Raw genomic sequence first — 25,011 nt, forward strand, 5'->3', positions numbered from 1 at the left:
CAGCTTTTTTTAAAGGAAGAACTCCGTGAACATCAGCATTCATTCAGCTTAATTAGTAAATGATTTGATGTTTTCTTTAAAGCTAACCTCAGGGTTAAGAATTTCAAGAATAAGACTACGTACCGATTTCATAGCTTCATCAATACCACCTTTTTCAAATTGCAGGGAAACAACCCCTTTTTTTGCCTCTGCGAAACTCCAGATCCCGGTTTCAACAGGAAAACCCCAGAATTCAGGAAGACTTTGAATTACATACTGATAAATACACAACTGAAGAGCCTGTTTTCTGTCGCTGTTATGAAAATAGGCATCTACATTATCAGCATCAATTTTTACGATCAGATTTTTAATTTTTGCGGTCTTGTAATCGATAATCCTTACAGTTCCGTTGAGGCGGTCTATACGGTCTATAAATCCAAAGAAAGAAACTTTATCTTTTGTGATGTCGTCCAGATAAAAATCCACATTCTCAAACCTTCTTTCGATGGCAATAATTTCCAGTTTGTTTCCTGACTTTACAAGATCCAGATCGTAAGTAAGAATGCTTTCAATTACTTTTTTTGCAATTGCTTTATGGATAAAATTCATTCCCTTTTCATAGAATTCCGGCTGGTGTTTAAGCTTTTCAATTGCTATATCGATATATTGATCTATTGCTTTAATTGATTCTCTTAAATCGTTTTCTTTTAATATCTTACCTTTAAGTACTTCATATACTTCTTGAAGTGAATAATGAACCAGATTTCCGTAATTTTTAACAGACAATTCTTCTTCGATTTCATCAGTTTCCGATGTATTTAAAATCTTTGATAAATAAAAATCGATAGGATTATAAAGGTAACTCGTCAAATGGGAAGCAGATACTTTTTCTTTCCATTTTTCAAGCCTTTCCAGAACAATATCCGTTTTATTAATTTCAATAGGCTGAGAGGAAATGGGTTCAGAGGAATTTTCTATAATCAGGTGCTCGATATTGTGTGAGCTTTCCATTTCAATCTGGGTAATAAAACGGCTTTTTTCACCACTGTTAACGCCTGAACTTAAAGCATTGAATAAAAGATGTACATTCTGAGCATCCTGAATCAGCCTGTAAAAATGGTAGGCATAAATACTATCGTTTTCCAAAAAGGTGTGAAGATCAAAGAACTTCCTTATATCAAAAGGAATATAAGTATTCTGCGAATTTCCTAAGGGCAGCTTTCCTTCATTTACAGATAGCAGAATCACGTTCTCAAAATTTAAAAGCCTGGTTTCCAGCAATCCCATGATCTGTAATCCTCTTAAAGGCTCTCCCTGAAAGTCGATACTCTCGGAATTAATATGCTGGTTAATAAGTATTTCAAGCGTTTCCATCTTAATCTCAAAATCATAAGGGGTCACCTGATTTTTAATGATCCTGAATGCATTTTCAAAATGGGAAACATTTTCATATTGGATATCATCTATTTCCAACCATTTAATCTTCTTACAAAAATCAATAAGCATGTCAAGGTAGCGTCCTGTTGAATCTGCCTTTTGAAGTAAATGAAAATAAGAGAGTCCGCTTAAAAGTTCCCGTAATAGCTTCTGGGATATATAAACGATATTTCTCTCTTCTATCCTTGTTTTAAACTGATTGATAATCTGTTCATCTTCAGGTGATTTCGGGAGCTCTTCGAGGATAGGAAACAAATCCCTGTAATAATATGAGGATTTATTTTTTTCCAATTGTTTCTGGAGATAGAAAAGCTGTTTGACAGCATTGGAAAAAGAGAGATTCTTCAGAGGAAACCCCATGGTAATATTCAGATGGTCAATACCATGCATAACATCTAGACTTGCCGGAAGCAGATTTTCATCCAGCAGCACCAATGCAGTATTCGAATAGGTTTTATTCTCAATTTCACTGAATATTTCAGGCAGTATTTTTGTTTGAGTTACATTACCGGATACTTCATAAACTTTGATGTTTTTAGGTTGGTTAAAATCATCTTCGATCCACTGAAAAGCCCTGCTGTCATTAAACTCCTTCCACAACTTATGATTTCTCAGAAACTTTCCGGCTTCTTGTCTTTCATCATCGAAATAGTAATGATCCGCCTGGAAAAAGCACTGTCCTTTATCCCATTGGAGCAAACTCCTCACCAGCTTTTCTTCCACCGGAGTGAAAGCATTAAACCCACAGAATACAAACTGCTGGTCGGTCGCCTTGGCGAAATCGTTTATTTTAGCTTTAGCTGTTTCATGGATCATTCCTGAAGTAGCCCAATTCCTTTCCTGTAATTTCTTTTTTAAAACAGGAAGAAAAATATTCATATTCCTCCAGAAATTAAGGAACTTTTTCCTTGGAACATCATCATCTTCTCCTAAATTCTGAGCCCATTCCTTGATCCTCTCTTCATCAAACATATACTGGAGTACTACTTCATCACTATCTGAAAATTTCAAAATATCATCCCAGTCTTTTTGTAAAGTAGGAAACCACTTCAGAAAGTCAGAGAAATTATCGTTGGGAATCAGGTTAAGACTTTTATAGACATCAAACGCAAAAAGCCACAGGGCAATCCCCTGAATGGGTTGCTTATCCGCAATACGGTCAATAAGTTCCTCTATCGTATAAAAGTTGGGCAGAAATCCTGAATAATTATTTTCCTCAAGGATCTGACGGATAAAAACAATGGGTCTTTTTCCGGGAATAACAATATTAAATACGGATAAATCTGTATTTTGGGCTAAGAGTTCGTGAATGATTTTATTGAGAAATTTCAAGACTTTTTATAGCTATTTAATTGGTCTAACTGTTCCGTTATACTGGTATTATATTCAGCTTGCTTTTCCTTATTCATTCCATTTTGTGTTTCTTTGTCATAGGCAATCTGGAAATCTCTGTATTCATGCAACACCCTGTCATAAATAGCTTTGAATTTTTTCTGGTAATCACCTGCGGTTTTAATGTTTTCAATTACTTCTTTCCGAAGCTTTCTGGCATATAGTTCAGCAATATCAAAATGCTTTTGCTCGTGGAGTAACACATAATCATTAATCCTTTTGACATCTTTCCACGACTTATCTTTATTGAAAATAGTTAGAACTTCAATTTTCACAGGAGATGCAGGGTTGGAGGAAGTGACAACGGAATATTCCCAACCACAATGGGTATAGGCAACTACATCTTTATTGCTTTTTCTGCTCACCGGACTTTTAAAATCATCCCAGGTAAGCTTCTGATCTTCTTTCCAGATAATTTTCTGACCGAATATCTGAACGGATACCAAAAGACAAATAAAGATGGTCCACTTCATTATTTCACTACGATGATTTTGGTGATCCAGCTGTTCGTTCCCTGCCAGAATTTAAAGGTATAAGTTCCGGTCTGCTGAGGATTGAAATTGATCTGATTCATACCCTGATGGGTAGATTGTGAACATTGAGCATCAGTTCGGAATTTATAAGCAGTAACCGTTCTGGTTAAATTATCACTGTGAATGTAATCATAGCCATAGAAGCCTTCACATTGTGACACATAAGAAGAATAAGTTTTTATATGCTGAATATCAAAAACGTTCATCGTGTCTTTAGAAATTTTTACGCTATCAATTTTTACCTTATCAATAGATTGTATGGATTCATAATCATCATCATGACAGGAAGCAACAACTATCCCTAAAATTATTGCAGAAAACCCAATATTTAAAAGTCTTTTCATAACACAATATTTTTCGATTATTAATAAATATTTAGCAAAAATTATTCCTTTGTTAACGAAAATTAAGAATTAAAATTCCCTTTCGATAAATAAACTACTTTTTTGGTATCAAAAAACTCTTCTTTAAAATAAGTATTAAGATTATAAATTTCACACTTCAAACCGGCAAGCTCTTCAGCGAGATCTCCTCCTTTCAGATATAGCACCCCATTATGCTTTGTATTAAATTGTTCTTTTTCAAATTTACCTTTCAACCATCTTAGGAATTCAGGCATTTGAGTAACCGCCCGGCTTACTACAAAGTGAAATTTTTCTTTTAATTTCTCAGCTCTACCATGGATTGCAGTAACATTAGTAAGTCCTACTCCTTCTGCAACAGCATTTACAACACTGATCTTCTTACCGATGGAATCTATGAGTGTAAATTGAGAATCCGGAAATAAAATAGCTAAAGGAATTCCGGGAAAACCACCTCCCGTTCCAATATCAAGAACCCGGGTTCCGGGAGAAAACTCCATTACTTTAGCAATCCCTAATGAATGCAGGATATGTTTTTCATATAAAGATTCCATATCTTTTCTAGAAATCACATTGATCTTTTCATTCCACTCATTATAGAGACTTTCCAATTGAGTAAATTGTTGTATCTGATTTTCTGTGAGATTCGGAAAATATTTTAATAGTAACGATATAGACATAAGAATTATTATAATTTGCAAAAATAAGTTTATTTCACGTTGTATTCAAATTAAGTCGCCTAAATCAGGGTTTTTAAGCCAATAAGATTATTTTGCAATAGCCGGTATCACCGGTACACTTACGTTTCCGCTTGTATTCACGGTTTGTACTGCAAAAATATAGTTGTCTTTTGAGAGCGGGATTTTCAGTGAAAGCTCCTTGGTAAATATTTTCTTCTGCCACAAAGGATTATCTGTTTCTCTCACTAACACATAGTAGCCTGCAGCCAGTCCTGATTTTGGTTTTTTCCAATGCAGAACAGTAGAGTTGGTAAGTTCTTTAACTTCTATTTCAACCTGTTCGGGCTTTGATGCAGATTTAGCAAGACTGGCTAATACAGCAACATTGGCAGCTACATTCTTTCGTAAATAGTTAAAGTCAATAAACTCAGGAAGATCACCATATTGCTTATTATTTTCTTTTCTTATATCCTGATGCTGATGATCATAATTTTCATAATATTCCGTCAATCTTACAGAAGGAAATCCATAGTTCACAAAGCTCGAATGATCTCCTCCACGTAAAAACCTGTCATTTCTGTAGATCAGCTTTACTTCAAGTTTTTTCACATATTTTTCAGCAACCTCCTTAATGTGTCTCGCTAACTGACGGGATTCGCCATCATTTTCCAAGCCCAGATTTCTTAATCCCAAAGCTTTTTTATCCAGGTCAGCATAAGGCAATCCTTCACTGAACACCCGCAGTGTGTGATCATTGATTTCACCAGTCTCTCCCGCTTTGGCATTTCCTATCATATCATTATTCAAAACAGCTTCTAATTGCACATTCTCCTTTTTCATTTTCTCTGCCAGTAATTTAGAACCAAGCAGCGACTGTTCTTCTCCGGAAAAAGCAACGAAAATAACAGATGCCGGAAACTGGGATCTGCTGAGAACTCTTGCCGCTTCTATCACAGCACTTACTCCACTTCCATCGTCATTTGCCCCTGGAGCAAACGATGTCCTGTTCATTACATCCGTAACACGAGAATCTAGATGTCCTGAAATCAGGAAAACCCTTTTGTCATAAGGGTCAGTCCCCCTTAAAAAAGCACACGCATTCCCAAGGTTAGTCACCTGATCTACCCTTTTTCCATCCGGCTGAATATCTTGCTGCTGCAAATAAACTTCCATTCTTCCCCCTGAATTTTTTGCATATTCTTTAAACTTACTTAAAACCCAGGTCCTGGCCGCTCCTATCCCATTTCCCGGATCATTTACCTGGCTTAACGTATGTCTTGTATTAAAACCTACAAGACTGTTGATATAACTTTTCAGGGAATCCGAATTTACCTCGGAAACATATTTTTTTATTTCACCGTCTTTTTCAGGTATTTGTGAAAAACCTATAAACGGAATCAACAGCAGAAGAACAGAGTATTTCATAAAATTAAATGTAAGATGATTTAAATATACAAAACGTACAGCTTGAGAAGCTTTTTTTATTTTAATATTATATTTAAATTAAGTTTTATTATATATTTTTGTTACAATACAAAAATATTACATGGACAAACTTTCAGATAGAGTAAAAAGACTTGGATACTCGCAGACTTTTGTAATGTCTAATAAGGCTAGAGAAATGAAAGCCAACGGAATAGACGTTATCAGCTTAACACTTGGCGAACCGGATTTTGATGTTCCCGACAATATAAAACAAGCGGCTTTTGATGCCATTAATCAAAATTACAGTCATTACTCTCCTGTTCCGGGCTTTCTGGAGCTTCGTGAAGCTATTGCATATAAATTAAAAAGAGATAATCATTTAGAATATAAACCTACACAAATATGTGTTTCCAATGGTGCCAAACAAGCTATTTTAAATGTTCTGGCTGCCATCATCAATGACGGAGATGAAGTGATCCTTCCAACACCGTATTGGGTAAGTTATGACGAAATGGTAAAAATGATGGGCGGAAATTCCGTTATGGTTCCTACCTCTTATGTAACTGATTTCAAAATCACTGCCGAACAGCTGGAAGAAGCGATTACAGACAAAACCAAAGCTGTTTTATTCAGTTCACCTTGTAATCCTTCCGGTGGATATTACACTTACGACGAATTAAAATCCCTGGCTAAAGTCATTGCTAAATACCCTCATGTCACTGTGATTTCTGATGAAATCTACGAGTTTATCAACTATGAAACTAAAACAGCATCTATTGCCCAGTTTCCTGAAGTATATGAGCAAACAGCCGTAATCAACGGAATGTCCAAAGCTTTTGCAATGACAGGCTGGAGAATAGGATATTCCGCATGTCCTGAATGGTTGGCGAAAGCTTGTGAAAAAGTTCAGGGGCAAATGACCAGCGGAGCCAATACAATGGCCCAGAGAGCTTCTATTACTGCTCTGAAAACAGATCCTTCAGAATACAGATACATGATTGATGCCTTCAAAAAAAGAAGAGATCTTGTCTATGATCTGATCACTGAAATCCCGGGATTCAAGGTTCTTTTGCCTAAAGCAGCCTTCTATTTCTTTCCGGATATTTCTTACTATATAGGCAAAACTTTGAACGGAACCGAAATTAAAGATGCTGATGATTTTGCTATGTTTATTTTAGAAAATGCCCATGTAGGATGCGTTGGTGGTGTTTCCTTTGGAAGCCCTGAATGCATCAGATTCTCTTATGCTGCATCAGAAGATGATCTAAGAGAGGCCATGAGAAGAATCAAGGAATTATTAGAAAAATTTAACTAACAATACCAACCGATGAATTTATTAAAGAGAATCACTATTGCAACAAGCATTGCAGCAGCTAGTTTTACAGGCTATGTTCATGCACAGGATTTCCAGTGGAAAGAAGCTACGGCCAACGGTTATACTTACCGATATGTAACCAATGACCCAACCGCCGCAAGATATTATAAACTGAAAAACGGCTTAACTGTTATTTTAAGTCCAACCAAAAAGGACCCAAGAATCCAGACGTATATTGCTACCAAAGCAGGAAGCAAAACCGACCCTGCTGATCATACAGGTTTAGCCCATTACCTTGAACACATGCTTTTTAAAGGTACCGACAAGTTCGGATCCAAAGACTGGGCAAAAGAAAAACCTCTGCTGGATCAGATCGATGCATTGTATGAAAAATACAATCAGACAAAAGATGAAGCCAAGAGAAAAGAGATCTACAAAGAAATAGACAAAGTATCCGGAGAGGCAGCGAAATATGCCATTGCCAATGAATATGATAAAATGATGTCAGGAATGGGAGCAGATGGCACCAATGCTTTTACATCATTTGAACAAACGGTGTATACGGAAGACATCCCTTCAAATGTTACCGATAAATTCTTAGCTGTTCAGGCAGAAAGATTCAGACAACCCATTTTAAGGCTTTTCCATACGGAGCTGGAAGCAGTTTATGAAGAAAAGAACCGCGGCCTGGATAATGATTCAAGAAAAGTTTATGAAGCGATGTTCGCGGCCATATTTCCAAATAACAATTACGGGAAACAAACTACAATCGGAACCGTTGAACACTTAAAGAACCCTTCCCTAAAAGCAATCAGAGAATATTTTAACAATTATTATGTTCCTAACAACATGGGAATCATCATGTCTGGAGATTTCAATCCTGATGAAATGATCGTTAAAATCGATAAAGAATTCTCCTATATGAAACCTAAGGAGATTCCTGCTTACACTGTTGGGCAAGAGCAGCCTATTACTGCACCGATTACTAAAGAAGTATTTGGCCCTAACCCAGAAAACATCACGATAGGCTTCAGATTTCCGGGGGCGACAACAAGAGATGCCAGACTTCTGAATCTGATAGGAAGCATGCTAACCAACGGGCAAGCGGGACTTATTGACCTTGATCTTGTGAAAAAACAAAAATTATTAGCCGCCTATGCCTTCCCTTATGTTTTAAAAGACTACTCTGTTCTCTTCCTGCAAGGAAACCCTACAGAAGGTCAATCTTTAGATCAGGTTAAAACATTGTTACTGCAGGAGATTGATAAATTAAGAAAGGGAGAATTCTCTGATGATCTTATACAATCTATCGTAAATAACGAAAGGAAGAATATCATTCAGAATAATGAAAAATACTCTTCAAGAGCAAGTACTTTAATGGATGAGTTCACTTCTGATATTGACCACAAAGCAGCTTTGGAATATGTAGAAGAGATATCGAAACTTACTAAAAAAGATATCATGGACTTTGCTTCCAAATATCTTCAGGACAACAATTACGTTGCCATCTATAAGAGAAAAGGAGAAGATAAAAACATTATAAAAGTAGATAAACCTACAATTACTCCTGTTTCTGTAAACAGGGACGACCAGTCTCCTTTCCTGAAAAAGATCAACGAAATGCCTGAGTCGGCCATCGCACCGGTTTGGCTGAATTTCGATAAAGACATCGCAAAAAATAAATTAGGCGGCATCGATGTTCTTTCTGTAAAAAATACAGATAATGAATTATTCAGGATGTATTATCACTTCGATTCAGGAAAATGGAACAACAAAATGCTTCCTTTGGCAGCAGAATACCTTCAATACCTCGGAACCAAAAATAAATCATCCGAAACCATCAGCAAGGAATTCTATAAACTTGCATCAAGTTTCAGCGTAGGCGCCGGAAATGAGGAAACCTATGTAACCATAGAAGGTCTCAACGAAAATTTTGATAAAACATTAGCTTTATTCGAAGACCTGATCAAAAACTGTGAAGCTGACCAGGCTGCTTTAGATTCTTATAAAGCAAGATTGAAAAAAGCGAGAGCCAATGCAAAACAGAATAAAGGCAGCATCATGGCTGGATTGAGAAGCTACGCACAATATGGCCCTCAAAATCCATTTAATAATGTATTGACAGATGCAGAACTTGATGCCTTAAAAGCAGAAGACCTGATCAAAATACTTCACGATTTGTTCAACTACAAACACAAAGTATTGTATTACGGTCCGAAATCCGGAAGTGAAGCCGTTGCATCCCTCACTCCCATCCACAAGCTTCCGGCTACCTTAAAAGATATGCCGAAGTCTAAAACTTTCACCCAGGTACCAACAGATAAGACCAAAGTATTATTTGCTCATTATGACATGGTTCAGGCTGAAGTTTTCTGGGTAAGAAACGGAGAGCAATATAATGCAACGATTACTCCTACGGTAAGCTTATTCAATAATTATTTCGGAGGTGGAATGGGATCAATTGTATTCCAGACCATAAGAGAATCCAAAGCCCTGGCTTATTCTACTTATTCTTACTTCTCTCTTCCAAGCAAAAAAGAAGATAAAGATATGATTACTGCTTATGTAGGAACTCAGGCAGATAAATTCAATGAGTCCACTACAGCGATGAATGAGCTTCTCACTACTTTACCGCAGTCTCAACAACTATTTGAAACAGCTAAAAGTGGTTTAAAGAAATCTATCGCTTCGGAAAGAATCACCCAGGACGGAATCATCTTTACTTATTTAAGAGCTCAAAAGCTGGGCAATTCTACTGATATCAGAAAGAATGTTTATGATCAGGCTCCTAAACTGTCATTCGCAGACATTAACAGTTTCCACGATAAGGAAATGAAAGGTAAAAATTTCACCTACTGTATTGTAGCATCTCAGGACAAAGTAAATGAAGCCGACATGAAAAAATTAGGAGAGGTAAAAAAACTCAACTTAAACGAAATTTTCGGTTACTAAATATAATGAAAAAGCTCTGAATTCAGAGCTTTTTTCTTTCTATCGGTTTGAAAACAATTATAGATTTTATTAATCGATTTACATTTGTTCGATAGACAAATCATTCCTATATTTGCAACAGAAAATTTAAATATAAAAACAGAAAAATTATGTCTTTAGTAGGAAAAAAATTCCCGAATCTAACAATCGATGCGATGTCTGAAATGGGTGATGATTTAAGAATCAACATTTTTGAACAAACGACTAAAAATCAGGAGAAAGTTATCTTATTCTGGTATCCAAAAGATTTCACTTTTGTTTGCCCTACAGAGCTTCATGCTTTTCAGGATGCTTTAGGTGAATTCGAAAAAAGAAACACTAAAGTAATCGGAGCTTCATGTGATACTAACGAAGTACACTTTGCATGGTTGAACACTGCAAAAGACAATGGAGGTATCGAAGGTGTAACTTACCCTCTTTTAGCTGATACTCACAGACAATTAGCAAACATCTTAGGAATTGTAGATCAGGATTTCGAATACGATGAAGAAGGAAATGAAAGCTTTACAGGTTCTAATGTAACTTACAGAGCAACATATCTTATCGACGAAACAGGAAAAATCTTCCATGAGTCTGTAAACGATATGCCACTTGGAAGAAACGTGAAAGAATATTTAAGACTAATAGATGCTTATACTCACGTTCAAAAGCATGGAGAAGTTTGTCCTGCAAACTGGGAAGAAGGTAAAGAGGCTATGAAAGCTGACAGAAATTCAACCGCTGAATATTTAGCTAAAAACTAAAAATAATAATGGGGTTTGAATTTTCAGACCCCATTTTTTTTAAATTAAAATAACAACAATTATGTACACAGAGTTAACAGAAGATACATTACAGAATATAGTAAACGATAATGAAAAGGTAGTCGTTCAATACGGTGCTACATGGTGCGGAAACTGCAGAATTATGAAACCAAAGTTCAAAAAACTGGCTTCTGAAAATGAAGCGATTCCATTTCTTTATGTAGACGCTGAGAAATTACCTGAAAGCAGAAAACTGGCTAAAGTAGATAATCTTCCTACGTTTGCGATCTTTAAAAACGGAGCGCTTGTTAACCAGGTTCAATCCAATCAGGCAGAAAGTTTAATTAACCTTTTCAACGAATTATAATTATGAAGTTACCCGTAATCAGACAATTTTATCAGAATCAGACCCCTGAAAACCTGGAAAAGACCCTTGAAGTATTGGAAAGCTTCAGTGAATTCAGAGGAACGAGTGAAGAAGATTTAAATGTAGCAGGAGAGCTTATTACCAATATCTGTGGAGCGTTAGAAGTTCATGCTAATGTTCAGAACGGAATGAGCGAAAAAGATGCTTTAAACTCTTTTGCACAAAAGGTATTAGGATCTATAGATAAATAGTTTTAATTTATTTTAAAATTAAAAGATTAAAGTATTTAAAGATTAGATCACCTGATGTCTAAATACTAAAAATCCCGATGATAATACATCAGGATTTTTTTTAGTTTACAGCCTTTGACAATATCAATCACGCTGTTTAATAATAAAAACCGTCCCTGCCGGATCTGTGATCCAATGCATATTATCAGGGATTTTTTCAAATTCATCACATGTTTCTACATGATGATTCTTGAGATGAGATATCGCTGCCGGTACATCAGGCACATTAAGCTCAAGCCATGTTTCGGAATGGGTATAATTATCCACACAATCAAGCCACACTGTATTCCCGCCAAACTTCACTTCGTGAGTTCTTGATACTGTAGGGTTATCGATAGGCTTCTCTTCAATCTCCATTTTGAGAATATCTTTATAAAAAGAGATCGTTTGTTCGTATTTGTTTTTAGGAATTTTTATGGCAATATTAACTCCTCCTTCAAATTTTGTTTCCATAATTAAGTTTTGGCATTAAGTTGTTGCACCCAAAATACAAAAAAATTGACATTCTGTATTTTTTAAGACTGATATACTAAAAGATCCCGATGCATAACATCGGGATCTTTCGAATATACTGTGTTGATTATTTAGCTTCTTCTGCTCATCAGGATGCTTAAAACATACCAGAATAAAAGCATGATTGAAGCGAAAAGTTGAAGAGCCGCACCTACATATTGATCTGTAGCATAAGAATCCTTAAGTTTACTTGTCTGGTATAGAATGGTTGCAGAAGCAAGAATCACCATACCTACAGAAAACCAAAGTCCAAGATTGAACCCGAAAATCATTCCGGCTACAATAAGGCCAATTGCTATAAATCCACCGATCACAATGATGTTTCTCAGGAATGAAAAGTCCCTTTTGGAGGTAAATGCTACGGCCGATACACCAGCAAACATAGCGATGGTTAACATAGCCGCCTGAAAAATAACATTAGGCCCAGAGTATACCATTGCAATATAAATCAAAGGCAGGAAAATAACAGCTTCCAATAAAACATAAAATCCAAGCCCTAAATATTGTGTTGATTTGCTTTGCGACAACGACCATTTGGCTGCCAAAACGGAAGCAAGCCAGAAAACACCGATAATCAATAACCATGCATACTTCTGAGCAAACATCATAAAAATCAGCTCCTGTGGAACTGTTTTCAATAAGATCGTTTCAACTCCAATAAAAGCAAGGATAGAAAGCGCAACATGCAAATAGGTTTTTTTGTAAAAAGCAGCCTTCTCTACATCGGTAGACTGTGCTACTAAAACGTCTTTAATCATAATTTATATTTTCTTTAAATATACTGAATTTATTTATTTTTCTCGACAGGTTTTACTCCAATAATCCTGCCATCTTCCTCAAATAAAACAGTAATGAGATCTTTTGGCAAAGGGGATTTATCATCAGAATATTTATACTGAATAAAAGGATAGCTTATTCCATCCATCAACGTCTGATGACCTGATTTAAAGACTTCAGCTTTTTTCTCCAGCTGAATCCCGTCTTTAAGCTTCTGCAATACCTTATCAGTCACGAGGGTCTTTACCTTTTCAGAAAGTAAACCATCGATTGTTGCGCGATCAGCAGAAGTTTTCAGAGCCTGTATAAATGCAAAATACTTTTCATTATATAATGCAATTTTATCCTTATCAAGATCTACTGTTGATTCCTTTCTGTTGTCATTTTGAATTTTTAAGCCTACCACTTTTTGTGAAAATAAAAATGGCGCGGTAAAGAGGCTTATGGTAAAAAACAATTTTTTCATACTATGAGATTTGGTGGCTTAAAGTTAGACTATTTCCAGGAACTTCATGGTATCCACATTATCTGCATATGTATTCAATCCCGGATTCTGGGCTTCGCCAAAACGAATAGAGTCTAATCCTAATTCATCTTTAGCCACAATACATTGGATATTTTCTTCATTTTCCGCAATAAAATTTCTCACTTCATCCATTGAAGAATACCTACTGAAATTGATAACAGAAAGAGGACTGAACAATTTATCGTCTTCTTTTAACATCACAAAATTATTATCCCAGAACTTATCCTGGTTCAATAGATAAATTGCGCGGTTATAATCATAATTATTAGCATACTTATGATGATTGATGATATCTTTATGATCGATAAAACTTTCAAAAAGCCTGTCGATCAGGAAATCTTCAGGAATTAAAATCCTCGTGACATTTCTGCAACCTAATCCGAAATATTGGAAAATATCATTCGCGAGAAGCTTAAGCTCTTCTTCTGTTTCATCTCCTTTCAGAACAGCAACCGATGTCCTGTTTTTACGAATAATGTTCAGATGATTTTTAAAGTAGTATTCCAGGTACCTCGCGGTATTATTGCTTCCTGTAGCAATTACAGCATCAAAATTGTCTAATCTTTCAACAAATTCGTACTCCACGTTATTATCAGAAAATTCCCTCCATTTTTTTAATAAAAAAGGAATTATATATTGATCTTTTGACGATAATTTGATCACCGGAATATGATTACTTAATACAACAGAGATCACATCGTGCCAACCTACAAGAGGAATATTTCCTGCCAGGATAAGCCCTACCCGCTTTGAAGTTTCAGATGCAGAATAGTCTTTAAGCCAATCTTTTATATTCGTTTCGGTAAGCAATTCAGCCCATTGCCGGAAAGCAAATTTCTGATTATCAATAGTAAACCACGGATTCTCTATTTCCGACTTTCTCAACAATAATTCAAATTCAGAATCACTTTCGTTGAACTCCTCCGTACTTTTTGCTAAATACGCTCTTATATAATCACTTAGTTTAATAAGTCCTAAAACTTGATTTTCGATATTCATAATTACTGCAAAATTGGGGAATATTTTGTAATTTTGTGCAAATTTAAAAAAAATTAGCGATGGCTATTAAAATAACTGATGAATGCATTAATTGCGGAGCCTGTGAACCGGAATGCCCGAATAATGCAATATATGAAGGAGCCGTAGACTGGAAAGCTTCCGAAGGTACTGAGTTAAGTGGTACTGTAACATTGCCATCAGGATTAACGGTAGATGCGGATGCACCTCAGGAACCTGTAAGTGATGATGTTTATTTTATTGTTACTGATAAATGTACAGAGTGTAAAGGATTCCACGAAGAACCACAATGTGCTGCAGTTTGTCCTGTAGATTGCTGTGTTCCGGATGAAGATCATGTAGAATCCGAAGAAGCACTACTAAATAAAAAAGCGTTCTTACACGGTGAATAAAAAATGCCGTCTCATCAATTATGAGACGGCTTTTTAATTATAATTTCTATAAATCTATTAAGAATATAAAGTGAAACCACAGGTTCTAAAAACACCTGTACAACCAAAAAAATAAAAATATGAGCAAAAAGCACAATTTCAGCGCAGGACCATGTATCTTACCAGAAGAGGTATTTCAAAAATCAGCAGAAGCTATTCTTGATTTCAACGGTATCGGGTTATCTATCCTTGAAATTTCTCACAGAAGTAAGGATTTTGTTTCGGTGATGGACGAAGCACGTGCCATTGTAAAAAGGCTGATGAACCTGGGTGATGATTATGAAGTATTATATTTAGGTGGTGGTGCTAGCTTACAGTTTGCAATGGTTCCATACAACCTTATGAAAGTAGGTGGTAAAGCTGCTTACCTGGATACAGGAACTTGGGCTGCCGGAGCTATAAAGGAAGCTAAAAAAGTAGGAACTGTAGATGTTGTAGGTTCTTCAAAAGAGGAAAATTACTCTTTCATTCCAAAAGACTATACTGTTTCTTCAGATTATGATTACTTCCATTGCACATCCAACAATACTATTTATGGAACTCAGATGAAATCGTTTCCCGAAGTGGATACATTGATGGTTTGCGATATGAGCTCAGATATTTTTTCAAGACAACTGGATTTTACTAAATTCGATTTAATCTATGCCGGAGCTCAGAAAAATATGGGACCTGCAGGTGTAACACTGGTTGTTGTAAAAAAAGAAATCCTGGGAAAAACAGGAAGAGAAAACATGCCTTCTTATTTTGATTATGAACAACATATCAGTAAGGAATCAATGTATAATACACCACCGGTTTTCCCGGTATATGCATCTTTATTAACACTTCAGTATCTTGAAAGAAACGGAGGAATTGCAGCAGCAGAAAAAAGAAATGAGGCTAAAGCTAAACTTCTTTACGATGAAATAGATAACAATCCTTTGTTTAAAACGTTCTGTGTAAAAGAGGATCGTTCACTAATGAATGTTTCTTTTAGATTAGTCGATGAGTCTAAAAAAGAAGCTTTTGATAATGCATGGAAAGCAGCAGGAATCAATGGGTTAAACGGACACCGAAGCCTTGGAGGTTACAGAGCAAGTCTATACAATGCCTTGCCTATTGAAAGTGTTCAGGTTCTTGTTGATGTCATGAAATCCATTAAGTAATTGAGGCATTAAAAAATTGAAGAATTGAAAGATTATAATGCTAATTATAATTTTATTAATTTGCGAACCAATTTTAAATATTTAAATTTTTCAAATCTTTAGATTTTTAAATAAAAGAAAGTATGAAAGTTTTAGCTAACGATGGAATTTCCAAAGCAGGAGAACTCGCTTTAAAAGAAGCTGGAATTGAAATTCTGAACAACCGTGTTGCGCAGGATCATGTCATCAATTTTATTAACGAAAATAATGTTGATGTTCTGCTGGTAAGAAGTGCCACCAAAGTGAAACAGGATCTTATTGATGCCTGCCCGGGTTTGAAGATTATTGGAAGAGGCGGGATCGGAATGGATAATATTGACGTAGAATATGCCAAAATCAAAGGAATACAAATCATCAATACCCCTACGGCTTCTTCTAAGTCCGTAGCCGAGCTGGTATTTGCTCATTTCTTTTCCTTAGCAAGGTTTCTTCACGAATCCAACAGATTAATGCCTTTGGAAGGAGAAACTCATTTTGATGCAATGAAAAAGTCATTCAGCAATGCCTATGAGCTTTCGGGAAAGACATTAGGCGTGATTGGTTTTGGAAGTATTGGTCAGGAAGTAGTGAAAATGGGAATTGCATTAGGAATGAAGGTTAAGGTATTGACCAGAAAACCTAAAACAAAGACCCTATCGTTATCTTTTTTTGACGGACAAACCCTGGATTTTGAAATTACATCTACCAACGATTCTGATTCTTTCTATAAGGACACTGATTTTATAAGTATTAATACTCCTAAAACCAATGAATATATTATAGACACCGATCAGTTCGAGAAAATGAAAGATGGTGTTTATATCGTAAATACTGCAAGAGGTGGGGTAATCAATGAAGTTTCCCTTCTTGATTTCATTGAATCCGGAAAAGTGGCGGGAGCTGCACTGGATGTTTTTGAAAATGAACCTACTCCTGAACTGATCTTACTGATGAATCCATCTTTGTCCCTTTCTCCTCATGTAGGAGGCAATACAGTGGATGCCCAGGAAAAGATCGGGGTAGAACTTGCAGAACAAATTATTAAGCTACAAAAAGAAACTATAAAATAAATATGCCTGTTTTTAAACCATTTCGCGGAATTAGACCTCATAAAGATCTTGAGCAAACTTTTCCTACCCATCCATTAGACAATTTCACCCAAGAGGAAATTGCAGAAAAAGCTCAGGTTGAAAATACTTACATCAATATGATAAAGCCCTATGTTGTAAGTAAATCAAAAGATATTGACCGGAACCTAAGGAAGATCCGTTCTACGTTTGAAGAACTTCTGGAAGAGAAAAAACTCGTTCAGGACAGTTCTGCATACTATCTTTATGAACAGATCTACCCCAACAAACAGGTTTTCAGAGGATTACTTGGTCTAACAAGTCTTGAAGATTTTTGGAACGGAAAAATCAAAAGACATGAAAGTACCATCCCTCAGAAGAAGGAAAAGCTGGCACATTATCTTGAAAAAGTAAACTTACAGGCAGAACCGGTACTTCTTACCTACCCTGCCAATTCCAAAGTGGAGCTTCTTATGAACCATGAGGAGAAAAACGTGCCGATCTTCAACCACGTTGACTCTAAAGGGATCAGACACAAAATCTGGAGAATAGACAACCGTCTTAAATTACAGCAATTCAAAGAAGTCATCGAGCAGATCGATTCTTTTTATATTGCCGACGGTCACCACAGAATTGGTTCCACAGCATTGAATGCAAAGCATCAGAAAGATAAAAATAAAAGACACAACGGTACGGAAGCCTATAATTTCGTATTCAGCTTTATCGTGTCCAATCAGTCCATTAAGATCCATGATTACAACAGAATTGTAAGTGATATTAATGATTTATCTACTGACGATTTCTTAAAACAGCTTGAACATTATTTCCTGATTCACGAAAAAGAAGAAACCCCATACTACCCTTCACAGAAATTCCATATTTCGATGTATCTGGACGGTAAATTTTATTCGCTGCACGTGAAGCATGACCTTCGCTCCCAGGAAATGTCATTGGATAACCTTGACCACCATTTATTGGACAAATACATCTTTAAAAACATATTGAAGATAGAAGATCCTGATAGTTCAGATAAAATTTCCTATGTAAAGGGAACTTCCAATCTTGAAGGTATCACTATTCTAAAAGAGAAAATAGACAACGGTGAAGGACGAGTAGGTTTTGGAATTTATCCGGTAAGTTTTAACGATATGATTAAAATTTCAGATCTTAAATTGAGTATGCCTCCAAAATGTACATTTATTGAACCGAAATTGGTTACAGCACTCTTAATGTACGACATGAAACCTTAAATTATTTCCTTTTTTTTCCTACTTTTATACACGGAAAAGAAAAGGTAAATCAAAAAATGAAAAAAATATTCATTATCATACTTCCACTCTTTTTGAGTGGATTTTTATTTTCTCAAAAAAAAACTCAAAAAAAGCCTCAGAAAAAATTAACCACAGCCAAATTCAACTACGCAGATGAATTTAAACAGATCTCTGATGAAATCTTAATCAATGGTACTGCCTACGAGAATTTAGGAGAATTAACTAAAGGTATAGGTCCTCGTTTCAGTGCTACACAGGGTTATACAAAAGCTACGGAATGGGCGGAAAAAAAGCTGAAAGAAGCAGGTGCCGAAAATATATGGAAGCAGGAAGTTAAAGTACCAGTATGGATCAGGGGAAAGGAATCTTTACAGATAAAAACCAACAATGGAGAGTGGAAAAATATCAGAATGCTTTCTTTCGGAAACTCTGAAGGAACAGGCGGTAAAGACCTTACAGCAGATATTTTGCTTGTGAATGATATTCCGGAACTCAATGCTCTTACTTCAGCTCAGGTAAAGGATAAAATCATTTTTGTGAACTCTCCCATTGACCAGAAGATCATCAATACTGTAGATTCCTATCTTATTTCTGCAAAATCTAAATTGCTCTCCGCTTCTGTAATTGGCAAGAAAGGGGCAAAAGGCCTGATCATCAGATCTCTCACTACGGCATCTGATGATGTTCCACACGCCAAAATGATCTATTATGAACCCGATGACAGGGTAAAAATACCTGCAGTAACCATAGGCGCAAAATCAGCCAATGAACTGGAAAAATTGTTAAAAAAACAGACTGTCAAGGCAAAGCTTAATATGTCTGCAGAATCAAAAGGAGAAACGATCAATCATAATATCATCGGAGAAATTCCGGGAAAGAAAGATTCTAAGGTAATCCTTTTAGGAGCACAGCTGGATTCATGGGATTTTGCAGAAGGAGCTCATGATGACGGCACAGGAGTCGTACAGTGCCTCGAAGTATTAAGAGCAATTAAAGCTTTAGGAATTGATAACAACCACACCATAAGAGTTGTCCTGTACGCCAATAGTGAAAACGGTGGCCAGGGAAGAGAAGGCTACGCTGCTTATGTTAAAAAGAAAGATGAAAAACACATTTTTGCTTTAGGCACGGATTCGGGAGGCTACTCTCCAAGAGGGTTTTCATTGGATATGGCTCCACAGCGAAGAAGACTGATATTTGATTGGAAAAACTATTTTCTCCCTTATGGAGTGTATGATTTCGATCAAACCTACGCTATACAAGACATTTCACCATTAAAAAAACTGGATATCCCACTTGCGGAATTAGTAGTAGATACTCAGCGTTATTTTGACTACCACCACTCTTCCGAAGATACTTTTGATAAAGTAAACAAAAGAGAGCTTCTCCTGGGAGCTGTCGCTATGACACAAATGATTTTTATGATTGATAAAAATTGGTAATATGAAAAAATTAATAGGAACCACTTTAGCTCTCTTAAGCATAGCAACATGTGCTCAGGCCCAGGGAGATTCAATACAATTCAGTAAAATTTCCACGGAAATTCTAAATAATGGAAAAGGATATGAAGAACTCAGAGATCTAACACAAAATATTGGAAATCGTTTAAGTGGTTCGGAAGCCTACGAAAAGTCGGTACAATGGGCAGCGAAAGAACTTCGCAATGCCGGGGCAGATAAAGTATGGCTGCAGGAAGTTATGATTCCAGTCTGGAAAAGGGGAAAAGAGTTTTTATATATAAAAGCCGGTTCAGGAAAGCCCCAAAGCCTCAAAATGCTTTCTTTGGGAAACTCTGAAGGAACAGGAGGAAAAGATGTTTCCGGAGAAATCGTTATGGTCAAATCATTGGAAGAATACGAGCAGCTTCCGGCTGAAAAAGTAAAAGGTAAGATCGTTTTCTTTAACCATCCTTTTGATCAGAATTATGTACAGACTTTCATAGCTTACAGGGATGCCGGTGCTTACAGACGCTCTGCGGCCGCACTTACCGCAAAGAAAGGGGGTAAATTTGCAATCGTCCGTTCTTTGTCTTCTGCATTGGACGATGTTCCGCATACCGGAGGCATGAAATATGAGGATAATATTGAAAAGATTCCCGCAGTTTGTATAGGAAATACAACTGCAGATCAACTGGAAGAACTTTTAAAAACCCAGAAAGTGATTGCAACACTCAATTCTAACTGTGGGATGAAGGGAGAAAAACTCTCTCACTCTGTTATCGGGGAGATTACCGGTAAAAAAGACCAAAACGTAATTGTTGTAGGTGGCCATCTGGATTCCTGGGATGTGGGCCAAGGTGCTCATGATGATGGAGCCGGAATCGTACAGAGTATAGAAGTCTTAAGGACATTTAAAAAATTAGGAATTCAAAATAACCATACCATAAGAGCAGTTTGTTTTGCGAATGAAGAAAATGGAACCAAAGGAGGCAAACAATATGGAAAAACTGCAAAAGAGACCAATGATAAACACCTTTTTGCAATAGAGTCTGATGCAGGAGGATTTAGCCCAAGAGGAATATCCTTAGAAATGGATGATATTAAAAGAAAACAGATCCAGGGTTGGGTTAATTTGTTTTTACCCTATGGCGTTTATAATTTTGATGGAAAATATTCAGGATCCGACATCGCCCCTCTCCATGAGATGGGAGTACCTACAGCTGAGCTGGTTCCCGATCCTCAAAGGTATTTTGACATCCACCATACGGAAGAAGATACTTTTGAGAAGGTAAATCGCAGGGAACTGCTTCTGGGATCCGTAGTAATGACACAACTTATTTATATGATTGATAAAAACTGGTAGACATGAAAAAAATAGTAAGCACCTCTTTATTCCTTTTAAGTATGACCTTGTTTGGTCAGGTAAAAGTAAAAGAAGATTCAATACAATTCAGTACAATATCCAAAGAGATCCTTAACAACGGAAAAGGATATACAGAGCTAAGAGACCTGACCAAAAACATTGGCCATCGTTTAAGTGGCTCGGTGGCTTATGAAAAAGCAGTTCAGTGGGCAGCGCAGAAGCTGCGTGATGCCGGAGCTGATAAGGTATGGCTTCAGGAAGTTACCATTCCTGTCTGGGAACGAGGAAAAGAATCTTTAAAGATCACAGCAAACAGTGGCCGATGGAAGACCCTTAAAATGCTTTCTTTAGGAAATTCTGAAGGTACGGGCGGAAAAGATGTTTCCGGAGAAGTCATTATGGTAAAATCCATGGAAGAATACGATCGTCTTCCTGCTGAGAAAGTAAAAGACAAGATCGTGTTTTTTAATTACCCTTTCAGCCAATCGTTTATAGAAACTTTCAGAGGTTATGGGGATGCTGCTAAGTATAGAGTAACTGCCGCAGCTTTAACGGCTAAGAAAGGGGGCAGATTTGCCATTATCCGTTCTCTTTCATCAGCTTTTGACGATATTCCTCACACGGGTGCTATGCGATACGAAGATAATGTAGACAAAGTACCGGCTGTTGCAATCGGAAATACAACAGCGGATGAACTGGAACAGCTTTTAAAAACCCAAAAGGTACTGGCTACTTTGAATTCCAACTGTGGAATGAAAGGAGAAAAGCTCTCCCACTCTGTTATCGGGGAAATAACAGGTAAAAAAGATAAAAGCGTAATCGTTGTCGGTGGACATCTGGATTCCTGGGATGTGGGCGAAGGCGCTCATGATGACGGAGCCGGGATTGTACAGAGTATAGAAGTTTTGAGAACATTTAAAAAATTGGGTATTCAAAACAACCATACGATCCGGGTAGTATGTTTCGCCAACGAAGAAAACGGATTAAAAGGTGGCTTACAATATGGAAAAACCGCTAAAGACACCAATGAAAAGCACCTTTTTGCTATAGAATCCGATGCCGGAGGTTTCAGTCCAAGAGGAGTTGCTCTGGAGATGGATGATGCAAAAAGAAATCAGATCAAAGGCTGGGCTCCATTATTCCTCCCTTATGGAGTTTATAATTTTGAAGGAAAATACTCCGGGGCTGATATTTCTCCCCTTCATGCTATGGGAGTACCTACAGCAGAATTGGTTCCGGATTCTCAGCGGTATTTTGATATTCATCATACTCATGAAGATACTTTCGAAAAAGTAAACCGGAGAGAATTGCTGCTGGGAGCGGTAACAATGACCCAACTTATTTATATGATCGATAAGAACTGGTAATATATAAAAAAACCGCCGTACGGCGGTTTTTTTATTTTATGTACTATTGGAAGTTTTCATTATTTACCGTAACGAAAAACCAGGTTATTTGATTAGTTATCGAAATATTTAAGGTAGACTGTTTGTACCTATTTTAGAAATTCTTTTTTATCAACTCTCAGATCCATAATATTACCGGCTCTTTTTACTTTGATTCCAATAGTTTTATAATCCCTCTCCACCCGATTCATCATATAATGGCAAGCAGATTCTTTATTCAAATGATCCAGATCCACATCATTTATACTTAAGATTGAATCACCAATTTCCAAAGAGGAACTTTCTCCTTTAAATATAAATGCAACAACCGGCTTGGCATCAATAAAACGGTATCCAAAACCAAAAGATTCCAGTGTTGGCGGATCATTTTTAATCTTCTTCATGTAAATCTTTTTATTCTGCCAGTCCATTATAAATGCAAAGTCTTTGAAAAAATCATTTCCTATTAATCTTGAATTTCCGGTAATGACCATTTCATTATCAAAGATTCTGTTTCCTAAACCTAATGCAGGCATTTTAAAAATAAATCCTGGGACCGGCTTTCCTGCCCCAAAGGCCCCCACAGAACTAATTCCGTAAGTTTCAACATATTGTTTTATCTTTTTTTGATCATAATCACTTTCTAAAATCTTAAGCCTTCCTGTAAATCCGGTATCAAAAGTAAGCCTGATGTTTTTATCTAAAATTTTAGTTTCCACGACCGGTGTTTTCTGATTTTGTGAATCAAAGGGGACTACAGTTTCATAATCATCAAACTTAAAGTTCGAAAGATCTTTTGTCGCTTCAAGCAAATTCTCAGAATAATTCACTTTCCAGAAAAGTTTTGCCATCTGATTAGCACCAATAATACCATCAATTTTAAAACAGCCAAGCTCAGAACCATTCAGGTCCATTACAATAGCACCTATATTTTTAAAAACCACATTATCAACAGTCATTTCCGGTAATTTTGTGAAAATCTGTTCCTGCTTATTTTTCTGGGAATCCTTTACTTTACTGGTATGCTCTTTCTGTAGATTGAGCTCAGTATAAATGGTATTGGAAATAACGGTAGGGGCACCGGAATCAAACAAAAAATTATACAATTTCCCATTAATGTTCACCTTTACAAGTGGTAAATCATTAATAAAATTCAGATTAATTTTCTCAACAGGCTGTGTCAATTGTACTTCTCCACTTTCAAAGAATCGCTTTCCCTGAGCTGAAATCATTATTAAAATAAAAAGGAAAAATAAGGAGAATACTTGCTTCATTAAATTATTTTGAGCTAAAATAGTAATTTTACCGTTGATCACGAAATAAAAACACGATCCTGCTCATATAGTTCTACATGGACTTATCTTGCTAAAAAAGTTGGTTTCCCATCCTTAAATTAATTGTATTTTTATCCCAATAAAAAAAGCCGACTAAAAAGCCGGCTTTTCCTATAATGGTATTTGAATTATTTCACTTTTACAAGCTCAACATCGAAAACTAACCATGCATTTGGTGGAATAACACCTCCTGCCCCTCTTTCTCCATAACCCATTGCAGGCGGGATCAATAAGGTAGCTGTTTCACCTTCTTTCAGTAACAGGATTCCTTCATCCCATCCTTTGATTACTCTACCCATTCCGATTGGAATTTCGATCGGCTCATTTCTTTTAAAAGAAGAATCGAATTCACTACCGTCTACCAATTTACCTGCATAGTGTACAGATACATTGTCTCCTGATTTCGGAGCTTTTCCATCCGTAGTCTTCGTAATTTTATAATATAATCCGGATTCAGTTTTCTGCATTCCCGCTTTAAGGTTTTCTATCATCTTCTCCTGATTAGCCTTAAATTCTTCTTCTTTTTTCTTTCTCTCAGCTTCTTCTTTTGCTAAATAAGCCTTGTTGTTTTCCTGAATCTTAGCTTTTCCTTCATTGAAAGTTTTAGCCGGATCATAATTCTTATATTCATCCCCTTTACTGAAAACATTCACCTTCTCTAAAACAACATCTGTTTTAGGTTTATCCTGAGGTCCTTTTTCAACATTAGCGATGGCATCAATTACCTCTTCTCCTTTTACTACTTTTCCGAAGATTGTGTGTTTTCCATCCAACCAAGGAGTAGCTACTTCTGTAATGAAAAACTGAGATCCGTTTGAATTAGGTCCTGAGTTAGCCATTGATAAAATACCTTTTCCTGTATGGCGAAGGTCGTTTCTCTCATCTTCGAATTTATATCCTGGATCTCCCATTCCGGTTCCCTGAGGATCTCCCCCCTGGATCATGAAATCCTTGATCACTCTATGGAAAATAGTTCCATCATAAAAAGGAACTCCTTTAGCTTTAGATTTGTTATCAATTTTCCCTTCTGCAAGACCAACAAAGTTGGCTACAGTAACAGGCGATTTTTTGTCTTCAAACTTTACAATAAGGTTTCCTTTTGAAGTTTGAAGATTAGCATAAAGTCCGTCTTTAAGACCTTCGTAAGTTTCTTTGTCTACGTTCATTTTTTTATAAATTGGTGTACAACTCATCAGCGATATACTTGCCGC

At 36.4% G+C, this 25,011-nt stretch carries 23 protein-coding genes; 12 read left to right on the top strand and 11 right to left on the bottom strand.

The window, feature by feature from the left end:
- Positions 1 to 48: 48 nt before the first annotated feature.
- The 5 genes from G9C87_RS16945 to G9C87_RS16965 all read right to left on the bottom strand — a co-directional run bounded on the left by G9C87_RS16945 (position 49) and on the right by G9C87_RS16965 (position 5,808).
- Positions 49 to 2,748, bottom strand: coding sequence for a PD-(D/E)XK nuclease family protein (locus G9C87_RS16945; RefSeq protein WP_172283303.1), 2,700 nt, complete (start codon positions 2,746 to 2,748; stop codon positions 49 to 51).
- Positions 2,745 to 3,281 (bottom strand): DUF922 domain-containing protein, encoded by a 537-nt coding sequence (locus G9C87_RS16950; RefSeq protein WP_172283305.1) that lies wholly within the window; start codon positions 3,279 to 3,281, stop codon positions 2,745 to 2,747. The genes G9C87_RS16945 and G9C87_RS16950 overlap by 4 nt, the downstream gene beginning before the upstream one ends.
- On the bottom strand, positions 3,281 to 3,685 hold the full coding sequence (locus G9C87_RS16955) for a hypothetical protein (RefSeq protein WP_172283306.1): 405 nt from the start codon (positions 3,683 to 3,685) through the stop codon (positions 3,281 to 3,283). Before G9C87_RS16955 ends, G9C87_RS16950 begins: the two co-directional genes overlap by 1 nt.
- A 62-nt stretch (positions 3,686 to 3,747) precedes the next feature.
- Entirely contained in the window at positions 3,748 to 4,383 is a 636-nt protein-coding gene (gene rsmG, locus G9C87_RS16960; RefSeq protein WP_172283308.1) for a 16S rRNA (guanine(527)-N(7))-methyltransferase RsmG, read from the bottom strand.
- An 87-nt stretch (positions 4,384 to 4,470) separates the two neighbouring features.
- Positions 4,471 to 5,808, bottom strand: coding sequence for a M20/M25/M40 family metallo-hydrolase (locus tag G9C87_RS16965; RefSeq protein ID WP_172283310.1), 1,338 nt, complete (start codon positions 5,806 to 5,808; stop codon positions 4,471 to 4,473).
- Between the two features lie 121 nt (positions 5,809 to 5,929).
- Here G9C87_RS16965 and G9C87_RS16970 point away from each other — a divergent pair, with 121 nt between their 5' ends.
- The 5 genes from G9C87_RS16970 (at position 5,930) to G9C87_RS16990 (ending at position 11,475) form a co-directional block, all read left to right on the top strand.
- On the top strand, positions 5,930 to 7,123 hold the full coding sequence (locus G9C87_RS16970) for a pyridoxal phosphate-dependent aminotransferase (RefSeq protein WP_172283312.1): 1,194 nt from the start codon (positions 5,930 to 5,932) through the stop codon (positions 7,121 to 7,123).
- Positions 7,124 to 7,135: 12 nt separating this feature from the next.
- Entirely contained in the window at positions 7,136 to 10,075 is a 2,940-nt protein-coding gene (locus tag G9C87_RS16975) for a M16 family metallopeptidase (protein WP_172283314.1), read from the top strand.
- Between the two features lie 149 nt (positions 10,076 to 10,224).
- A complete protein-coding gene (locus G9C87_RS16980; RefSeq protein ID WP_172283316.1) occupies positions 10,225 to 10,857 on the top strand; it encodes a peroxiredoxin in 633 nt (210 codons plus the stop codon).
- A gap of 61 nt (positions 10,858 to 10,918) precedes the next feature.
- Positions 10,919 to 11,224 carry a thioredoxin family protein gene (locus G9C87_RS16985; RefSeq protein ID WP_172283318.1) on the top strand — a complete coding sequence of 102 codons (306 nt, stop codon included), beginning with the start codon at positions 10,919 to 10,921 and terminating at the stop codon, positions 11,222 to 11,224.
- 2 nt (positions 11,225 to 11,226) lie between these two features.
- Positions 11,227 to 11,475 carry a DUF6952 family protein gene (locus G9C87_RS16990; RefSeq protein ID WP_027375263.1) on the top strand — a complete coding sequence of 83 codons (249 nt, stop codon included), beginning with the start codon at positions 11,227 to 11,229 and terminating at the stop codon, positions 11,473 to 11,475.
- 123 nt (positions 11,476 to 11,598) lie between these two features.
- Here the strand turns inward: G9C87_RS16990 and G9C87_RS16995 are convergent, their stop codons facing one another.
- The 4 genes from G9C87_RS16995 to G9C87_RS17010 form a co-directional block, all read right to left on the bottom strand.
- Positions 11,599 to 11,967, bottom strand: a complete 369-nt coding sequence (locus G9C87_RS16995) for a hypothetical protein (protein WP_172283320.1) — start codon at positions 11,965 to 11,967, stop codon at positions 11,599 to 11,601.
- Positions 11,968 to 12,098: 131 nt separating this feature from the next.
- On the bottom strand, positions 12,099 to 12,785 hold the full coding sequence (locus tag G9C87_RS17000) for a Bax inhibitor-1 family protein (RefSeq protein WP_172283329.1): 687 nt from the start codon (positions 12,783 to 12,785) through the stop codon (positions 12,099 to 12,101).
- 29 nt (positions 12,786 to 12,814) lie between these two features.
- Positions 12,815 to 13,270 (bottom strand): peptidylprolyl isomerase, encoded by a 456-nt coding sequence (locus tag G9C87_RS17005; RefSeq protein ID WP_172283331.1) that lies wholly within the window; start codon positions 13,268 to 13,270, stop codon positions 12,815 to 12,817.
- 24 nt (positions 13,271 to 13,294) lie between these two features.
- Positions 13,295 to 14,329 carry an acyl-CoA reductase gene (locus G9C87_RS17010; protein ID WP_172283333.1) on the bottom strand — a complete coding sequence of 345 codons (1,035 nt, stop codon included), beginning with the start codon at positions 14,327 to 14,329 and terminating at the stop codon, positions 13,295 to 13,297.
- Between the two features lie 59 nt (positions 14,330 to 14,388).
- Between G9C87_RS17010 and G9C87_RS17015 the strand changes: the two genes are divergently transcribed.
- From G9C87_RS17015 to G9C87_RS17045, 7 genes are all read left to right on the top strand, one after another.
- Positions 14,389 to 14,739, top strand: a complete 351-nt coding sequence (locus tag G9C87_RS17015) for a 4Fe-4S binding protein (protein WP_048510542.1) — start codon at positions 14,389 to 14,391, stop codon at positions 14,737 to 14,739.
- A 119-nt stretch (positions 14,740 to 14,858) separates the two neighbouring features.
- Complete coding sequence (gene serC, locus G9C87_RS17020) at positions 14,859 to 15,923, top strand: 3-phosphoserine/phosphohydroxythreonine transaminase (RefSeq protein WP_172283334.1); 1,065 nt, start codon at positions 14,859 to 14,861, stop codon at positions 15,921 to 15,923.
- A 122-nt stretch (positions 15,924 to 16,045) separates the two neighbouring features.
- Positions 16,046 to 17,011 carry a D-2-hydroxyacid dehydrogenase gene (locus G9C87_RS17025; protein WP_172283336.1) on the top strand — a complete coding sequence of 322 codons (966 nt, stop codon included), beginning with the start codon at positions 16,046 to 16,048 and terminating at the stop codon, positions 17,009 to 17,011.
- 2 nt (positions 17,012 to 17,013) lie between these two features.
- A complete protein-coding gene (locus G9C87_RS17030) occupies positions 17,014 to 18,258 on the top strand; it encodes a DUF1015 domain-containing protein (protein WP_172283338.1) in 1,245 nt (414 codons plus the stop codon).
- A 56-nt stretch (positions 18,259 to 18,314) separates the two neighbouring features.
- Positions 18,315 to 19,721 (top strand): M28 family peptidase, encoded by a 1,407-nt coding sequence (locus G9C87_RS17035; RefSeq protein ID WP_172283340.1) that lies wholly within the window; start codon positions 18,315 to 18,317, stop codon positions 19,719 to 19,721.
- A gap of 1 nt (position 19,722) precedes the next feature.
- Positions 19,723 to 21,081 (top strand): M20/M25/M40 family metallo-hydrolase, encoded by a 1,359-nt coding sequence (locus G9C87_RS17040; protein WP_172283341.1) that lies wholly within the window; start codon positions 19,723 to 19,725, stop codon positions 21,079 to 21,081.
- 2 nt (positions 21,082 to 21,083) lie between these two features.
- Positions 21,084 to 22,448: a M28 family peptidase gene (locus tag G9C87_RS17045; RefSeq protein ID WP_172283343.1), complete on the top strand. Its 1,365-nt coding sequence runs from the start codon at positions 21,084 to 21,086 to the stop codon at positions 22,446 to 22,448.
- 128 nt (positions 22,449 to 22,576) lie between these two features.
- On the opposite strand, the gene G9C87_RS17050 is transcribed toward G9C87_RS17045, so the two are convergent.
- Both G9C87_RS17050 and G9C87_RS17055 read right to left on the bottom strand, forming a co-directional pair.
- Complete coding sequence (locus tag G9C87_RS17050) at positions 22,577 to 23,740, bottom strand: retropepsin-like aspartic protease (RefSeq protein ID WP_172283345.1); 1,164 nt, start codon at positions 23,738 to 23,740, stop codon at positions 22,577 to 22,579.
- A 188-nt stretch (positions 23,741 to 23,928) separates the two neighbouring features.
- Positions 23,929 to 24,966 (bottom strand): peptidylprolyl isomerase, encoded by a 1,038-nt coding sequence (locus tag G9C87_RS17055; protein WP_172283516.1) that lies wholly within the window; start codon positions 24,964 to 24,966, stop codon positions 23,929 to 23,931.
- Between the last annotated feature and the right edge of the window lie 45 nt (positions 24,967 to 25,011).

It is taken from the genome of Chryseobacterium sp. LAM-KRS1 (genome assembly GCF_013184525.1).
GTDB classification, from domain to species: domain Bacteria; phylum Bacteroidota; class Bacteroidia; order Flavobacteriales; family Weeksellaceae; genus Chryseobacterium; species Chryseobacterium proteolyticum.

Excerpts from the sequence above, each read along its gene's own strand:
- G9C87_RS16950 (WP_172283305.1), bottom strand. The coding sequence starts at position 3,281 with ATGAAGTGGACCATCTTTATTTGTCTTTTGGTATCCGTTCAGATATTC.
- G9C87_RS16955 (WP_172283306.1), bottom strand. The coding sequence starts at position 3,685 with ATGAAAAGACTTTTAAATATTGGGTTTTCTGCAATAATTTTAGGGATA.
- rsmG (WP_172283308.1), bottom strand. The coding sequence starts at position 4,383 with ATGTCTATATCGTTACTATTAAAATATTTTCCGAATCTCACAGAAAAT.
- G9C87_RS16965 (WP_172283310.1), bottom strand. The coding sequence starts at position 5,808 with ATGAAATACTCTGTTCTTCTGCTGTTGATTCCGTTTATAGGTTTTTCA.
- G9C87_RS16970 (WP_172283312.1), top strand. The coding sequence starts at position 5,930 with ATGGACAAACTTTCAGATAGAGTAAAAAGACTTGGATACTCGCAGACT.
- G9C87_RS16975 (WP_172283314.1), top strand. The coding sequence starts at position 7,136 with ATGAATTTATTAAAGAGAATCACTATTGCAACAAGCATTGCAGCAGCT.
- G9C87_RS16980 (WP_172283316.1), top strand. The coding sequence starts at position 10,225 with ATGTCTTTAGTAGGAAAAAAATTCCCGAATCTAACAATCGATGCGATG.
- G9C87_RS16985 (WP_172283318.1), top strand. The coding sequence starts at position 10,919 with ATGTACACAGAGTTAACAGAAGATACATTACAGAATATAGTAAACGAT.
- G9C87_RS16990 (WP_027375263.1), top strand. The coding sequence starts at position 11,227 with ATGAAGTTACCCGTAATCAGACAATTTTATCAGAATCAGACCCCTGAA.
- G9C87_RS16995 (WP_172283320.1), bottom strand. The coding sequence starts at position 11,967 with ATGGAAACAAAATTTGAAGGAGGAGTTAATATTGCCATAAAAATTCCT.
- G9C87_RS17000 (WP_172283329.1), bottom strand. The coding sequence starts at position 12,785 with ATGATTAAAGACGTTTTAGTAGCACAGTCTACCGATGTAGAGAAGGCT.
- G9C87_RS17005 (WP_172283331.1), bottom strand. The coding sequence starts at position 13,270 with ATGAAAAAATTGTTTTTTACCATAAGCCTCTTTACCGCGCCATTTTTA.
- G9C87_RS17010 (WP_172283333.1), bottom strand. The coding sequence starts at position 14,329 with ATGAATATCGAAAATCAAGTTTTAGGACTTATTAAACTAAGTGATTAT.
- G9C87_RS17015 (WP_048510542.1), top strand. The coding sequence starts at position 14,389 with ATGGCTATTAAAATAACTGATGAATGCATTAATTGCGGAGCCTGTGAA.
- serC (WP_172283334.1), top strand. The coding sequence starts at position 14,859 with ATGAGCAAAAAGCACAATTTCAGCGCAGGACCATGTATCTTACCAGAA.
- G9C87_RS17025 (WP_172283336.1), top strand. The coding sequence starts at position 16,046 with ATGAAAGTTTTAGCTAACGATGGAATTTCCAAAGCAGGAGAACTCGCT.
- G9C87_RS17030 (WP_172283338.1), top strand. The coding sequence starts at position 17,014 with ATGCCTGTTTTTAAACCATTTCGCGGAATTAGACCTCATAAAGATCTT.
- G9C87_RS17035 (WP_172283340.1), top strand. The coding sequence starts at position 18,315 with ATGAAAAAAATATTCATTATCATACTTCCACTCTTTTTGAGTGGATTT.
- G9C87_RS17040 (WP_172283341.1), top strand. The coding sequence starts at position 19,723 with ATGAAAAAATTAATAGGAACCACTTTAGCTCTCTTAAGCATAGCAACA.
- G9C87_RS17045 (WP_172283343.1), top strand. The coding sequence starts at position 21,084 with ATGAAAAAAATAGTAAGCACCTCTTTATTCCTTTTAAGTATGACCTTG.
- G9C87_RS17050 (WP_172283345.1), bottom strand. The coding sequence starts at position 23,740 with ATGAAGCAAGTATTCTCCTTATTTTTCCTTTTTATTTTAATAATGATT.
- G9C87_RS17055 (WP_172283516.1), bottom strand. The coding sequence starts at position 24,966 with ATGAACGTAGACAAAGAAACTTACGAAGGTCTTAAAGACGGACTTTAT.